Raw genomic sequence first — 14368 nt, 5'->3', positions numbered from 1 at the left:
AACCTAGATGTAACGACGTTCCTTCTCGGTCGGCTCGGAGAGCCCCTGCAAGGCGCCTTGCGCCGAACGCGCCTCAGATCGGCCGAGGTCGGCCAGCGCGATCACTCCGACCAGCCGCCTGTCGTGATTGAGGACCGGCAATCGTCGAACTTGATGCTTGGCCATGATCTGCGCCGCCGCTTCCGCATCGTCATCTTCAAAGCAGTACCCGACGCCTTCCGACATCACGTCGCGAACCGACGTGTTTCCCGGCGGGCGGCCATCCGCGACCGCCCGTACGGCGATGTCGCGATCCGTAACCATGCCGATCAGCCGGTCGTTCTCACCGACGGGCAAGCAACCAATGTTTCCAGCGCGCATTTTGCGGGCAACATCGCGGATCGTCATGTTCGGGTCAGCAATCGCTACCTTCTGCTGCATGATCTGCTTCACCTGCATACGCGTCCTCCTCGAACCTGCATCGATTGCCAGTCAACGTCCTGCTCGGCACTGGGTTTCCTTTTCGCCGATCATCGCGTCGAAGTGCGTCAGGCGGAGCGAGTCAATCTCTTCCAGGCTCTTCCAGCGTTCCGTGGGTGGCGCGATTGTTCGAACGGATGCTTCAACGGAACCAAAAAAGCAATGGTACCCGCGATCACGGAGAAGCGGCGCATCGATTGGTCGCGATCTTGCTCTTCTATCCTGCCTATGCTCTCGGAAAATCAACACTTCGGAACCTATCCGCGGACGTCGTATTGCCCCCATGTTCGACCAACGATGGATGAGTCCCATGAGCGCAACAGGTCTCGATGTATTCGACAGAACGATCCACCTCACGAATGTATGGTTGGACGAAATCATGGCGACGCTACCCCGCGACAAACAACTGGCGTGGCACGTCCTTGGTGCGGTGTTACGAACGGTGCGTGATCGCGTTCCGCTCAATCTCGCTGTTCACCTTGGAGCGCAACTGCCGCTCATGGTGCGCGGCACCTACTTCGAGCAGTGGCGGCCGAGCGAGACGCCGCGAACGTGGCGTTCGCAGCAGGAATTCCTTGCACTCATATCGGCGCAAATGAACTCGGATAAGCCGGTGGATTCGGCCGAGGCGGCACGTGCGGTGTTCCGTGTATTAAACCACCATATCGATCCCAATCAGGCCGAAAAAGTCCGGCACTCGCTGCCCGAAGAGGTTCGTGCGCTATGGCCAGCACAGGGTGTCTCGTCGGCTGCGTGACGCGAAGCCAAGCAACACAGCTAGGGAGCAAATGATGACGAAGCCCCCTCCAGTTCCCTATGAAAATCAAAGCCACAAGGGGCCCGGTGATCCGAAATCGGGAAATCCGCATCAAGTACAAACCGGAAAAAAGCACGTTGAGAAACCCGATCAACAGGCCCACCAGGGCAACACCCGGCAGAACACGACCCACCAAGGATATCAGCAGGACCGGTAGCAATGTCGACGTCCACGAAGACACGCGCGAGCATCCGGCAAGGCGGCCCTGGGGCCGCGCGCGAAAACGCAAAGGCCGTACTCGAGGTCAGGAAGCCGGCCGCGGACGATCCTTTGCGGCGGCACAGTAAAGTGTCTGGTGGCGGTGGCGAACGCGACCTTCATCATGCTCATCGCCCGGTGGACAAGGGCGGAGGAACACGGCGACCAAGAAGAGGGCCTCATGAGCAGACATCTGAAACTGAAGAAGCCGATTGATACGGATCTCCATCGCAATCCGCTGATCGGCGGATCGAAGGGCGTCACAATGGCGCAGGCGATGCCCGACGATGTTGATGCCTTGGAAGGCGAAAACACCTTCGAAGGCGACGTCGAAAACGATACCAATCCGCAAGGGGGTGTCGAGAAACCGCGACGGCGCGCAGGCCGCTCGCGTCGGGGCCGAGAACATGGCGGTCCTTCCCGTTCGGTCGAGTTGCAGGGCAGGATTACCCACGAACAGCAGTTGCGAATCTTGGAACGGAAGCCCGACGTTCCGGATGCGCGGCAAGTCGAGCAGGATATTGCCCGCGCGGAAGGAGACAGTGCCCCTCGGCTCGCCAACCGCAGTGCGCGGCAGTCGGAATTCCCGGTGAGCCGCGGCGGTCTCAATCAGGAGAGCCAGCACAACAAGCACAATCGTCCGGCCCCGAAACGGAAACCGGGGCAGTAAGAGAATGGCCGAAGCCGTAAGGGTCGGAAGCCGTAAGGGTCGAATGCATGACGAACAAAGCAGGAAAGCATTTCGGGTCCGGCGCAACAAGCAAGAGCAAAGGGGCCGGAAGTGGAGGTTTGAGCAATCTGCGAGACGATCTGATCGGTGAGAACATGGTTCTGTCCAATCGCGACAAGGCTGAGCACTCGCGCGAGCGGGGCCAGGACGGGAAATGGATTGCGACCGAGCAACTGCAGGACCATGTCGCAAACAAGGGGCGCGGTTAGACCACGTTGTGACTGAATCGAATCGTTGTCCAGGCGCGTTCCTTGGACTGATTTCCACATGGTCTAGCAAGGTCATTGCGACGACGCTGGCGCCGCCGACAAGGTGACGCCCGATTCATTCCACCACCATTGGCTTGATCGCTAGGCTCTGGCCCGTTCGCTGTTGGCGGCGAGCTGCTTGAGCAGGGAATCGAAGGGATCGATGAACTTCTGGACCGCATCGTTCTCGAGCTGGGCGGTGACAAGATCGAATGACACCCCGACCCGCGCCAGGTCGGCCATCACGCGTTGCGCATCCGGCACGCCCTGCTGGACGGTCGCCCGTACGGTGCCATGGTCCTGGAACGCCGCAATCGTCTTGCGCGGCATCGTGTTGACGGTCATCGGACCGATCAGCGGCTCGACATACATGAGGTCGGGATAATCCGGGTTCTTGGTGCTGGTGCTCGCCCACAGCATTCGTTGCGGACGCGCGCCTTTCTCGGCAAGCGCCATCCAGCGATTGCTCGTCAGATGACGGTTGAAGGCATGATAGGCGAGCTTGGCGTTGGCGATCGCGACCCTTCCGAGAAGCGCACGTGGATCGGGATCGGGAGGTGAGCGGCCCGGCACGATGCGTTGCCGCAACAGCCGATCCACCAGCACGTCGATTCGGCTGAGGAAGAAGCTTGCCACTGACGCGACATGATTGACCGATCGACCGGCGGCCAGCCGCCGCTCGAGTGCCCGCAGATAGGCCTCGGCCACCGCCTCGTAGCGGGCGATCGAGAACAGCAGCGTGATGTTGATGTTGATGCCCTCGAACAGCAACTGCTCTATGGCGGGAACGCCCGCCGGCGTGCCCGGGATCTTGATGAATAGATTGGGCCGCTCGACTTCCTTCCACAGCTTGCGCGCCTCCTCTATTGAGGCCTCGGTGTCATGAGCGAGGTGAGGCGACACCTCCAGGCTAACGAAACCGTCGATGCCGTCGGTCTCCTTGTACACTGGAAGCAGGATGTCGCAGGCGTCACGGACGTCCGCGGTGATCAGCCGTTCGTAGATGCCCTCCGGCGACTGGCCCGCGGCGGTGGCCCGGGCGATGTCATCGGCATAGTCCGCACCCTCCGCCACCGCCTTCTCGAAGATCGCCGGGTTCGAGGTAATGCCGCGCAGGCCTTCCTCACCAACCCGCCGTGCCAGATCGCCGCTGCGGATCATTTGCCGGGTGAGATCATCCATCCAGCAGCTCTGTCCCTGTGCCAGGAGTTCGACCGTTCGGTTCATGTGTTCGTCTCCCAATTTCGAGCACGGGCGGATGACACGCCGCCATCAATGCCTACGGGTGTTGCCGCCGAGACCTGCCCGCCGTGCCGATGCGGTGGCCAAGGCGGCCCAGTCGGACTCGCCGTGACCATGTGCGATGGCGTCGAGCAGCGAATCATGCACCAGGCCGGCGATCGGTAATGGAACGCCGGCAGACTCGCCGGCTGAAACGGCCAGGTTCACATCTTTCAGGCCGAGGCTCGCCTTGAAGAGGGCGGGCTCGAATGTCCGATTCAGGATAAGCTCGCCATAGGTCCGATATACGGGAGCCGAGAACAGGCTTCCCGTAAGCGCCGCCATCATGCGCGCTGGATCAAGCTGATGACGCTCCGCAAGCGTGATCGCCTCTGCCATCGTCTCAATCGCGGACGCAAGCAGCAGGTTGGCGGCGATCTTTGCAACGTTGGCCTTGTGTGGCTGATCCGACACGTACCAGGTCTTCTTGCCGATGGCATCGAGCAGCGGTTGGGCGCACCCAATCGCCGATGCGTCTCCCGCCGCAAGCACATGCAGCCCGCCCTGCGCAGCAACGTCGGCCCGACCGAGCACCGGAGCCGCCACATAAGCGACGCCGCACTCGGTGTGGACCTTCTCCAGTTGCTTCGCCAGATCGACCGAGATCGTGGCGGTCATCACGTGAACGAGCCCGCGCGAGGCTGCACGCAGCGCACCGCTTTCAAGCAGCACGGAGCGCACGGCCTCGTCATTAGCCAGCATCGTGATGGCGGCTGGTGCGGAAAGCGCATCCTGCGGGGTGTCGGCGCGATGCGCTCCCATTTGCACGATGCTGTCGATGGCCTCACGCGAGCGATTCCAGACCCGCACATGGTGACCGAGCTCGATGAGCCGACGCACCATGGCGGATCCCATGGCTCCCAGCCCGATAAAGCCAACTTCCATCCCTGTTCCTCCGCAAATCCGAAAGAGGCCAGTCGGCTCAATATCCTGTGTCCCGCATCTGCCTAACCGAATGCAAGTGCAGGTGTTCCTCAGTTCCCGCGTGGAAGACGGTGAGTTCTCACACCCCCTACGAGCGCCCTGCGAGCCTTTAGGAACAACCGAGGCCGGACTGCGTTCGCCATGCTGCTCATCCGACGACTCATTTCCGAGGCTGCGTCACACGGTCCGCCAGCATCCTTTGGCCGTCGGCGCCAGTGATCGCTCGTGGCGGCGACGCTCCGGGGGTCACCGCGCCAAACAGTATGCGTGATCAAGCTCCGCCGGTCGCGGATCCGCTGGCGTCACAACCGCGAGTTTGCCATGGTTGAAGCAGGGCTTCGCAATTTCACCGTCAATTTCGGTCCGCAACACCCTTCGGCCCACGGGGTGCTTCGACTGGTGCTGGAGCTCGACGGCGAAGTGGTCCGTCGTGTCGATCCGCACATCGGTTTGCTGCATCGAGGCACCGAAAAGCTGATCGAACACAAGACCTATCTGCAATCGATCGGGTATTTCGACCGGCTCGATTATGTCGCTCCGATGAACCAGGAACATGCATTCTGCCTTGCCGCCGAAAAGCTGCTCGGCCTCGAAGTGCCGCGCCGCGGCCAGTTGATCCGCGTGCTCTATTGTGAGATCGGACGCCTGCTTTCCCATCTTCTCAACATCACGACTCAGGCGATGGATGTCGGAGCGCTCACTCCGCCTTTATGGGGATTTGAAGAGCGCGAAAAGCTGATGGTGTTCTACGAACGGGCATCTGGCGCGCGCATGCACGCCAACTTTTTCCGTATCGGTGGTGTGCATCAGGATCTGCCGCCGAAGCTGATTGACGACATTGAGACGTTCTGCGATCCGTTCTTGCGCGTGGTGGACGATCTGGATCGCTTGCTGACGGGACTTCGTATCTTCAAGCAACGCAACGTCGACGTCGGCAGGGTCACGCTCAAGCAAGCTTGGGAGCTTGGCTTTTCGGGCGTCATGGTGCGTGGCTCCGGCGCGGCCTGGGACCTGCGCAAGGCGCAGCCTTACGAATGCTATCCGGAAATGGATTTCGATATTCCGATTGGCAAGAACGGCGACTGTTATGACCGCTATCTGGTTCGCATGGAGGAGATGCGTCAGTCGGTGCGCATCATGCGACAGTGTATCAGCAAGCTGCGCGAACCTGATGGGCAGGGTCCCGTTGCCGTGCAAGACAACAAGGTCTTTCCCCCGCGCCGCGGTGAGATGAAGCGTTCGATGGAAGCTCTCATCCACCACTTCAAGCTTTACACGGAGGGCTTTCGCGTTCCCGCTGGCGAGGTCTATGCGGCCGTAGAGGCTCCCAAGGGCGAATTCGGTGTCTATCTGGTCTCCGACGGGACGAACCAGCCCTACAGGTGCAAGATCCGCGCGCCTTCGTTCGCGCATCTGCAGGCGATGGACCTGCTCTGTCGCGGCCATTTGCTGGCCGACGTCGCTGCGATCATCGGGTCGCTGGATATCGTTTTCGGAGAGATCGATCGATAACCTTGCAAAGGAGAGCATCATGACCCGTACCGAGACCAAACAACGGCCCGTCACGCAGATCACCATCATCGAAGCCGAACCGGAGAAGCAGGCAGAGGCATTGTCGCTCATGACGGAGCGCGCTCGCTTCATGCAGCGTCAACCGGGATTCATTTCGATCAGCTTGCATCGAAGCCTCGATGGGCGCCGGATCGTGAACTATGTTCAATGGGAAACCCGCGACCAGCTCCGGGCAGCGCACCAATCGCCCGAATTCCGGAAGGCTTGGAGCCAGTTCGAAAGCGTGACCGACGGGATCGATCCCCATCTCTATGAAATTACCGAGGTCCTTGGTGATCGCCAGTGAGCTGGCTTTGCGTCGGAGGTTTGTTGGGCCGCGGAGCAAACCATCAGGATGATGCGAACGGCTCCCCGTGTTGGTGGGCGCCGAGTACCAGGGTCGTCGGGCACATCTACAGCCGGCGCGCCTCGTCGATTTCAATTGCGCTGGCTGGAGCCGTCTCTCTTGCGCTGTCAGCCCCATCGGCCGGCGCCCAGGACAGTGCAGTCCTGACCTACCACGCTGATAGCAGCCGAAGCGGCCACTATGTCGTCCCGGTGCTATCCTGGGAGAAGGCCAAATCGATCCAGACCGACGGGATGTTCAACGCCAGTATCGCGGGGCCCACATATGCCCAGCCGCTTTACTGGCAGCCTCCCGGAGCGAATGGCGGGATGCTGTTCGTGGCGACTGAAGACGACGTCGTATATGCCCTGGATGCGACCACTGGCAAGGAACTGTGGAAACGCACGGTTGGGCGTCCTGTGCGGGCGTCGTCGTTGCCGTGCGGAAACATCAATCCGCTTGGCATCACCGGCACACCGGTCATCGATCCCGCAACGCAAGCCATTTATTTCGATGCGGCGGTCGAGCGGGCAAGCGGGCCGAGCCATCAGGTGTTCGCCCTTTCGGCGAAGGATGGCAGCGTTCTTCCCGGCTGGCCGATTGACGTTGCCGATGCGTTGCAAAGGTCGGGGCGGCATTTCGATGCGAGCGTGCAGAACCAACGTAGCGCGCTTACATTGCTTGACGGCACACTCTACGTCGCCTTCGGCGGCCATTTCGGCGATTGCGGCAATTATCATGGCTGGATCGTCGGAATTTCCTTGCGTGATCCGAGCAAGCTGATCAGTTTCCAGACACGGGCGCGTGGGGGCGGGAGCTGGTCGCCTGGCGGCCCGAGCGTTGTCGGACATGACATCTACTTCACCACCGGCAATACATTTGGTGCGCAAACCTGGGGCGACGGCGAAGCCGTGTTTCGTGTTGGAGCGGACCTGCGCCGCAGCGACGACAAGAAGGACTATTTTGCGCCGTCAGACTGGAAAACACTCGATGCCGGCGATGTCGATCTCGGAGGTAGCAATCCAATTCCTCTCGACGTTCCCGGCGCAGGCGGCGACCGCGCCCTGATCCTGGCGCTGGGCAAGGATGGCAAGGCCTATCTTCTCGATCGCAATAATCTTGGTGGCATCGGTGGCCAGTTGGCGGTCAAAGCAGTCTCGCAGTCATTGATCATCACCTCGCCCGCCTCCTATCGCGCCGACGACGGCGTCTTTGTCGCTTTCCGGGCTCAGGGGGCGCAGTGCCCAGAGAAGCGGGGTGAATTGACCGTCTTAAAGATCACGGCGGGCGCCAAGCCGGCGATGGCCACGGCGTGGTGCGGCACTGTCCGCGGCCGTGGCTCTCCCATTGTGACCACCACGGACGGGCATTCCAATCCGATCGTGTGGATGCTTGGCGCCGAAGGAGACAATCGGCTGCACGCGTTCCGGGGCGATACGGGCGAGCAGATTTATGCCAGCGAGACATTGCGCGGCCTTAGACGCTTTCAGTCGGCCGTCGCGACCAAGGACCGCCTGTATATCGGGGCCGATGAGCGCGTTTACGCTTTCAAGTTCTGAGCCCCGTAACACCTGGGTACGAGCCCTTATGCACGCGCCTGATCCCGTGCACGCAAGCCCGCACGACTGATCTTGGTGAGAGGGTAATTGGAACGGCCCTTCCGGCAAATCGTTGGACCTCGGGAACAATGGCAAGCCGGCTGGGCCACAACGAGACATGGACATGAGAATGGAATATCCAAACTTGTCCTTCTACGCCCGAACATTGCTCATAGGGAGCATCATTGCTCCTGCGACCCTGGTGAGTGCAAGCATCGTGCATTCGCAACCTAATATCGCGGGATCCATGAGGGCGCCGAGCTGGATGCATCGTGTGGCGGATACCCGGCATGACGATGCACCCAACTTCGCCGACCTCGCGGAAAAAGTGCAGCCTGCGGTGATTGGAGTTGTCTCCCGGACCGCAGCAACGCGGAAATTGCTTCCCGGTCAGCCCTTCCAGTTTGGTGTCCCCGATCAACGTACTCCGAACGACGAAAACGAGGAAAAGATGCCGGACTCTGACGGATCGGGCTCAGCGCAGAAGCCGAATGCTCGTGAAGCGGTTGCGGTTGGATCAGGCTTCTTCATCTCGTCAGACGGCTATGCCGTGACAAACAGCCACGTCGTCGAACACAACAAGACCGTTCAGATCCGGACGAACGATAACAAGACCTATCAGGCGCGAGTCGTCGGGGCGGATTCGCTCAGCGACCTAGCCTTGCTCAAGGTCGATGGGCGCACGGATTTCAGCTATGTGAAGCTCGCCGACCAACCTCCTCGTGTGGGGGAATGGATCCTCACCGCGGGCAGCCCGTTCGGGCTCGGCGGGACCGTCACAGCGGGCATCGTTTCGGCGCGCGAGCGCGAAATCGGGACCGGCGCCAGCGAAGGATTCATCCAGATCGATGCGCCAATCAACACCGGTGACTCGGGCGGACCGAGCTTTAACACTAGCGGCGAGGTCATCGGCGTCAACAGTATGATCGTCTCGCCATCCGGAGGCTGGGCAGGTGTAGCTTTCGCAGTACCGGCCGATACCGCCAAATCAGTGATCCCCCAATTGAAGGACAAGGGCAGCGTCACGCGCGGATCCATGCAGGCCGAAGTCCAATCGGTCACGCCCGAAATCGCCGATAGTCTCGGCATGAGCAATCTTCATGGTGCGATTGTCGCGAATGTTCGCAACGACGGGCCCGCCGCGAAAAGCGGATTAAAGAGCGGAGATGTGATCACGTCAGTCGACGGTCAACCAATCAAGACTGCCGGCGACCTGACAAAGAAGATCCATGCGATGTCACCCGGCTCCTCGATTCGAGTTGCGATGATTCGCGATGGGCAGGAGAGCTCGTTAAATGTGACCTTGGACCGTCTGCCCGATCAGCCTGAGTCTTCGTCGCGCGATCCTGGGTAAGTACTAAAGGAACCAACCGGCAAGCGGAGTCTCGCGAAACGCGCACACCGACAACCGTCGTGCCGCGCTCGAGGGGCTTGTCGGGCGTCCAGCAAACCCGAGAGGCCATTCGTCGTTTCGCAAGGGTGGCGGGCTATCTGCCCGTAAGTCAGTCATGCAGCAGCAGTGCTGACTAAATCCGGCGCGGTCGCCTGGGCATGAACGTCGCTCCGGGCCACACAGCTTCAAAATCACGCGATGCATTTGTGCGTCACGCGTCTGTCGGAACGATCCAACATGCGCTCGCTTTACCCAGCCGTCGTGTCAGAACGGGATCGCAACAACCCGGCTCGGCGCAGATCATCCGCGACACCGGAATGCTCTGATGGCGATCGTACGGTTTGCTCTGAAGTACCGACATACGTTCTATGTCATGGCGCTGGCCATGCTGGTTCTTGGCGTGAGCGCGATCCTGAGCTCGCCTAAGGATATTTTCCCGCGCATCGATGTCCCCGTCATCACGCTGATCTGGCAATACACCGGCCTCACGCCGGAGGAGATGGAACAGCGGGTCACCACATATAGCGAATACTCGATCAGCTCGAGCGTCAATAATGTGCGCAACATCGAGTCGCAGACGCTGTCCGGCATCAGTGTCGAGAAAATCTACTTTCAGCCCAACGTCAATGTCGACCTCGCGATGAGTCAGATTGTCTCGGCGAGCAACTCGATCCGCAGCCTGATGCCGCAAGGCATTCAGCCGCCTATCGTGGTCCAGTACAACGCGTCCAGCGTGCCGGTGCTGCAACTGAGCCTGAGTTCGGATCGTCTCAACGAGCAACAACTCTATGACTACGGCATCTATCGCATGCGGCAAGCGCTTGCGCCGATCCAGGGCATCACACTGCCTACGCCTTACGGCGGCAAGTATCGTCAGGTCATGGTCGATATAGACCCGGAGGCGCTGCGCGCCAAAGGCGTGACGCCGACTGACGTGGTCAATGCCGTCAATGCGCAAAGTCTGACGCTGCCTTCAGGCGACGCCAAGATTGGGAACAAGCAATACATCGTCGGCATCAATGCGCAACCGTCGACCGTCGAAGCGTTGAACAGCGTGCCGATTCGCCAAGTCGGCAATACAACGGTGGCGCTCAAGGACGTTGCTCATGTTCGCGATGGTTGGGCGGTGCAGCAGAACGTGGTACGCGCCGAGGGCCGCCACTCGATCCTGCTTACGATCATCAAGAACGGTGACGCGTCCACCCTCGACGTTGTGAATCGCGTCAAGGCGGCACTTCCGGAGATTCAGAAAGCGGCTCCGCCCGGAATGGAGATTCGGCCGCTGTTCGATCAATCTGCCTTTGTGTCCGAGGCGATCGACGGGGTGGTGCGCGAGGGCTTGATCGCGACGGCGCTGACGGCGCTGATGATCCTGCTCTTCCTGGGATCATGGCGCTCGATGTTGATCGTCACGGTTTCGATTCCACTGTCGATCCTCACCTCGATCGCCGTACTTGCAGTCATGGGGCAGACCATCAACACCATGACGCTCGGCGGCCTTGCACTGGCTATCGGCATTCTCGTCGATGATTCCACGGTGGCGATTGAGAACACGCACCGGCTGTTCGAGCGCCGTATGGATTTCGATCAGGCCGTGCTTGAGGGCTCTGCCGGCATCGCCCTTCCGACCCTCGTCTCGACGCTGGCTATCTGCTCGGTCTTCGTGTCGCTGTTCTTCCTGCAGGGTCCCGCGCGTTTTCTGTTCACGCCGCTGGGACTTGCCGTATCGTTTGCAATGCTTGCGTCTTACCTGATTGCACGCACGCTCACGCCGATCATCATCAGCTTCCTGCTGCGAGGCGAACATGCGGGGGATTCCAGCCGATCAGTCCCCGCGAGGTTCCTGGCGTGGCTTCACGGGCGTTTTACCCGGGCGTTCGAGCACTTCCGTGAGTTCTATGATTGGCTGCTCGGCAGTCTCCTGGCCCGCCGGATCGTGGTCCCAATCGTCGCTGTCGCCATCGTCGGCGGAGCGATTGGGCTCGCGCCGTTCGTCGGTCTCGATTTCTTCCCACCCGTCGATGCAGGGTTGATCCAGCTTCACGTTCGCGCACCTGCGCGAACGCGCATCGAGGATACCGAGCGCACCTTCCAGGCCGTCGAGAACAAGATCCGCGAGCACATCAAGCCGGAGGACCTTGGTCTCGTTCTCGATAATATCGGATTGCCGCAGCGGCTCTATAACCTCGCCTTCACGGATGGCTCCACGATCGGGGTGAATGATGGACAAATCCTGATCTCGCTCAATGAAGGCCATCGTCCCACCGCCGACTACGTCAGAAGCCTGCGCGAGGAGTTGCATCAGGCCTTCCCCGACGTCCTCTTCTATTTTCAGCCGGCCGATATGGTCACCCAGATCCTCAACTTCGGTATCCCCTCGCAGATCGACGTCGAGGTGCAGGGGCAGGACCGGGCCGGCAACCGCGAGCTTGCCAAGACGCTGAAGCAACGCTTGAGCGCTCTGCCGGGTCTCGTCGACGTGCATATCCAGCAGGAACTCGATGCGCCCGAACTGCACTACGACATCGACCGCAATCGCGCGCAGGAGCTGGGGCTCACCGTCAACAGCGTCGCCAACGACATCAATACCAGTCTGAGTTCGTCGGAGCAGGTTTCACCCAACTTCTGGACGGATCCAAAGGCCGGAATTCCCTACTATCTGGCAGTTCAGACTCCGCAGTACCGGATCGGTAGCGTCGACGACATCAAGAATACGCCGATCACAAGCCAGGCCGGCACGCAAGCGCCGGTCCCCAACGTACTCGGAAACATCGCAAGCATGACGCGGCAGTCGGTGCAATCCGTCTACAATCACTCGAACGTTCAGCCAGCCTACGACATCTACGGCAGCGTGCAGGATTCCGATCTCGGCACAACGGCGAGGAAGATCCAGGCGATCGTCAGCGATCTCCAGGGCAAGCTCAAGCCGGGTAATCGCATCGCCGTGCGCGGGCAGATCGAAAGCATGAACTCCGCATTCAAGGATCTGCTGATCGGACTTCTGTTCGCCGTCCTCTTCGTCTACCTGTTGATGGTCGTCAACTTCCAGAGCTTTCTCGATCCGCTCGCCGTGCTCCTGGCGCTGCCGGGCGCGGGCTGTGGCATCGTGCTCATGCTGTTTGCGACCGAAACGCCGTTGAGCGTGCCTTCATTGATGGGCGCGATCATGGCGATGGGAGTCGCTTCCGCAAACTCCATCCTCCTTGTGGCGTTCGCGCGGGAGCGGCGCCAAGCGGGCGTCGGGGCAACGGAGGCGGCGCACGAGGCGGGCAAGACCAGATTGCGCCCTGTGTTGATGACGGCAGCCGCCATGGTGGTCGGCATGATTCCGATGGCGCTGGGGAGCGCGGGCAACGAGCAGAACGCCGTGCTCGCACGGGCGGTCGTTGGAGGGGTCTTGATGGGCACTGTCACGACATTGCTGATAGTCCCGTATCTCTATTCTGTGCTGGGCCGCTATGAGCACGTGCGGACGAGACCTCAGCGGCGGAATGCAGGCGAGGACCAGCAATGATCGAACCCGGACGGCAGCCTGATCACAGTCAATCCGGGTGGCGCCGCCGCGTCACCTGGGGCGCGCTGTTGGTCGCCATTGTGCTGATCAGCAGCCTCGTCGGCTATGGCGCGTGGCGGCGCGGGCAAAGCAGTGCGATGGCTCAACAAACATTGAAGCATGAGCAGACCATGGTGCCGGCCGTGCGCACCCGGTCGATCAGCGCGACAATCAACCCGAGGACGTTTAGCCTGACGGGCACGACAGAGGCATTCGAGAATGCCACGCTTTTTGCTCGGGCGACGGGATACATCAAGGAGCGCAGGATCGACATCGGCAGCCGTGTGCATGCCGGCGATCTGCTGGCGACGATAGCCGCGCCTGATCTTGACCAGCAACTGGTTCAGGCGCGGGCGCAGGAGACCCAGCTCGAAGCCGCGCTCGAACAGGCGCGCGCCAACGAGCAACTCGCGCGCTCGAACAACGAACGGACATCCCGTCTTGTGGGGCAGGGCTGGCAATCCCAGCAGCAGGGCGACACCGACCGCCTGGGGTTCGCGGCGCAGTCGGCGGGGGTCCGCGTCGCTACGGCCAATCTCGCCGCGCAACAGGCGCAAGTCTCGCGGCTTGAGCAACTCACGGGCTTCGAGCGCGTGACCGCGCCGTTTGACGGCATCATCACCTCCCGTCAGGTCGATGTCGGAAGCCTGGTGACTGCGGATACGGCAACCGGGACACCATTGTTTTCGATCGCGCGCACCAATACTCTGCGCGTCCAGTCTTACGTGCCACAAGATGCCGCGCTAGCGATCGAGGACGGTGCGCAGGCCGATGTCATCGTCCCGGAAATTCCGGGGCGGACCTTCCGGGGGACGATCTCCCGCAATGCCAACGCTCTGCAGGCTGGCACACGGACCCTCTTGACGGAAGTGGACGTTGACAACACGGACGGCACGCTCCATCCCGGCCTCTACTGCACGGTCCGCTTCAGTGTTCCGCGCAAGCGGCCCGTCATCATCGTGCCGGCCGAAGCCGTCATCTTCGATGAGCGGGGCCTCAGCGTCGCGGTCGCCGCAGGCGGCCGCGCACATTTGCGCCATATCGAGCTTGAGGCGGACAATGGGGCCGAGGTCGAGGTCAAGCAAGGTCTCGATCCTGGTGAACGGATCATACTGAATCCGCCAATCGACATTGCCGATGGCATGCCGATCAAGGATGGCGCTGCAAATGACCGGACGGCCGCGACGCAATAGTGCGATGAGATCGAGTTGAAGCGTCATCGCGCTTCGACTCGTTGCGTGAGCATGATCTCAATCTGATCGCATCTTGA

General features: G+C 60.9%; 13 protein-coding genes. 10 read left to right on the top strand and 3 right to left on the bottom strand.

What is annotated here, in order from left to right; all coding sequences use genetic code 11:
• Positions 1–3: 3 nt before the first annotated feature.
• Positions 4–438: a CBS domain-containing protein gene (locus P6U25_RS33200; RefSeq protein WP_407148943.1), complete on the bottom strand. Its 435-nt coding sequence runs from the start codon at positions 436–438 to the stop codon at positions 4–6.
• A gap of 331 nt (positions 439–769) precedes the next feature.
• On the opposite strand from P6U25_RS33200, the gene P6U25_RS33195 reads away from it, so the two are divergent.
• From P6U25_RS33195 to P6U25_RS33180, 4 genes are all read left to right on the top strand, one after another.
• Positions 770–1216: a DUF2267 domain-containing protein gene (locus tag P6U25_RS33195; protein ID WP_407148942.1), complete on the top strand. Its 447-nt coding sequence runs from the start codon at positions 770–772 to the stop codon at positions 1214–1216.
• A gap of 219 nt (positions 1217–1435) precedes the next feature.
• Positions 1436–1690 (top strand): hypothetical protein, encoded by a 255-nt coding sequence (locus tag P6U25_RS33190; protein ID WP_407148941.1) that lies wholly within the window; start codon positions 1436–1438, stop codon positions 1688–1690.
• Complete coding sequence (locus P6U25_RS33185) at positions 1656–2144, top strand: hypothetical protein (RefSeq protein ID WP_407148940.1); 489 nt, start codon at positions 1656–1658, stop codon at positions 2142–2144. Before P6U25_RS33190 ends, P6U25_RS33185 begins: the two co-directional genes overlap by 35 nt.
• 47 nt (positions 2145–2191) lie before the next feature.
• Positions 2192–2413: a hypothetical protein gene (locus P6U25_RS33180; RefSeq protein ID WP_407148939.1), complete on the top strand. Its 222-nt coding sequence runs from the start codon at positions 2192–2194 to the stop codon at positions 2411–2413.
• Between the two features lie 141 nt (positions 2414–2554).
• Here the strand turns inward: P6U25_RS33180 and tal are convergent, their stop codons facing one another.
• Both tal and P6U25_RS33170 read right to left on the bottom strand, forming a co-directional pair.
• On the bottom strand, positions 2555–3679 hold the full coding sequence (tal, locus tag P6U25_RS33175) for a transaldolase (RefSeq protein ID WP_407148938.1): 1125 nt from the start codon (positions 3677–3679) through the stop codon (positions 2555–2557).
• A 45-nt stretch (positions 3680–3724) separates the two neighbouring features.
• Positions 3725–4576 (bottom strand): NAD(P)-dependent oxidoreductase, encoded by an 852-nt coding sequence (locus tag P6U25_RS33170; RefSeq protein ID WP_407148937.1) that lies wholly within the window; start codon positions 4574–4576, stop codon positions 3725–3727.
• A gap of 402 nt (positions 4577–4978) precedes the next feature.
• Here P6U25_RS33170 and P6U25_RS33165 point away from each other — a divergent pair, with 402 nt between their 5' ends.
• The 6 genes from P6U25_RS33165 (at position 4979) to P6U25_RS33140 (ending at position 14291) form a co-directional block, all read left to right on the top strand.
• Complete coding sequence (locus tag P6U25_RS33165; RefSeq protein ID WP_407152681.1) at positions 4979–6169, top strand: NADH-quinone oxidoreductase subunit D; 1191 nt, start codon at positions 4979–4981, stop codon at positions 6167–6169.
• 19 nt (positions 6170–6188) lie between these two features.
• Entirely contained in the window at positions 6189–6515 is a 327-nt protein-coding gene (locus P6U25_RS33160) for an antibiotic biosynthesis monooxygenase family protein (protein WP_407148936.1), read from the top strand.
• 368 nt (positions 6516–6883) lie between these two features.
• Positions 6884–8113, top strand: coding sequence for a PQQ-binding-like beta-propeller repeat protein (locus P6U25_RS33155; RefSeq protein WP_407148935.1), 1230 nt, complete (start codon positions 6884–6886; stop codon positions 8111–8113).
• Between the two features lie 169 nt (positions 8114–8282).
• Positions 8283–9506, top strand: coding sequence for a S1C family serine protease (locus P6U25_RS33150; RefSeq protein ID WP_407148934.1), 1224 nt, complete (start codon positions 8283–8285; stop codon positions 9504–9506).
• 364 nt (positions 9507–9870) lie between these two features.
• Positions 9871–13059 carry an efflux RND transporter permease subunit gene (locus P6U25_RS33145; protein WP_407148932.1) on the top strand — a complete coding sequence of 1063 codons (3189 nt, stop codon included), beginning with the start codon at positions 9871–9873 and terminating at the stop codon, positions 13057–13059.
• Positions 13056–14291, top strand: coding sequence for an efflux RND transporter periplasmic adaptor subunit (locus P6U25_RS33140; RefSeq protein ID WP_407148930.1), 1236 nt, complete (start codon positions 13056–13058; stop codon positions 14289–14291). The genes P6U25_RS33145 and P6U25_RS33140 overlap by 4 nt, the downstream gene beginning before the upstream one ends.
• Positions 14292–14368: the final 77 nt, after the last annotated feature.

The sequence above is a fragment of the Bradyrhizobium sp. ORS 86 genome (assembly GCF_045571475.1).
Taxonomy (GTDB): Bacteria; Pseudomonadota; Alphaproteobacteria; order Rhizobiales; family Xanthobacteraceae; genus Bradyrhizobium.
Note: the sequence above shows the minus strand (reverse complement) of the source record. Positions and strands in the feature narration are given on the sequence as shown.

Bases quoted from the DNA above. Each gene is read 5' to 3' on its own strand.
- P6U25_RS33200 (WP_407148943.1), bottom strand. From the start codon at position 438: ATGCAGGTGAAGCAGATCATGCAGCAGAAGGTAGCGATTGCTGACCCG.
- P6U25_RS33150 (WP_407148934.1), top strand. From the start codon at position 8,283: ATGGAATATCCAAACTTGTCCTTCTACGCCCGAACATTGCTCATAGGG.
- P6U25_RS33165 (WP_407152681.1), top strand. From the start codon at position 4,979: ATGGTTGAAGCAGGGCTTCGCAATTTCACCGTCAATTTCGGTCCGCAA.
- P6U25_RS33160 (WP_407148936.1), top strand. From the start codon at position 6,189: ATGACCCGTACCGAGACCAAACAACGGCCCGTCACGCAGATCACCATC.
- P6U25_RS33195 (WP_407148942.1), top strand. From the start codon at position 770: ATGAGCGCAACAGGTCTCGATGTATTCGACAGAACGATCCACCTCACG.
- P6U25_RS33190 (WP_407148941.1), top strand. From the start codon at position 1,436: ATGTCGACGTCCACGAAGACACGCGCGAGCATCCGGCAAGGCGGCCCT.
- P6U25_RS33155 (WP_407148935.1), top strand. From the start codon at position 6,884: ATGCTGTTCGTGGCGACTGAAGACGACGTCGTATATGCCCTGGATGCG.
- P6U25_RS33180 (WP_407148939.1), top strand. From the start codon at position 2,192: ATGACGAACAAAGCAGGAAAGCATTTCGGGTCCGGCGCAACAAGCAAG.
- P6U25_RS33145 (WP_407148932.1), top strand. From the start codon at position 9,871: ATGGCGATCGTACGGTTTGCTCTGAAGTACCGACATACGTTCTATGTC.
- P6U25_RS33170 (WP_407148937.1), bottom strand. From the start codon at position 4,576: ATGGTGCGTCGGCTCATCGAGCTCGGTCACCATGTGCGGGTCTGGAAT.
- P6U25_RS33140 (WP_407148930.1), top strand. From the start codon at position 13,056: ATGATCGAACCCGGACGGCAGCCTGATCACAGTCAATCCGGGTGGCGC.
- tal (WP_407148938.1), bottom strand. From the start codon at position 3,679: ATGAACCGAACGGTCGAACTCCTGGCACAGGGACAGAGCTGCTGGATG.
- P6U25_RS33185 (WP_407148940.1), top strand. From the start codon at position 1,656: ATGAGCAGACATCTGAAACTGAAGAAGCCGATTGATACGGATCTCCAT.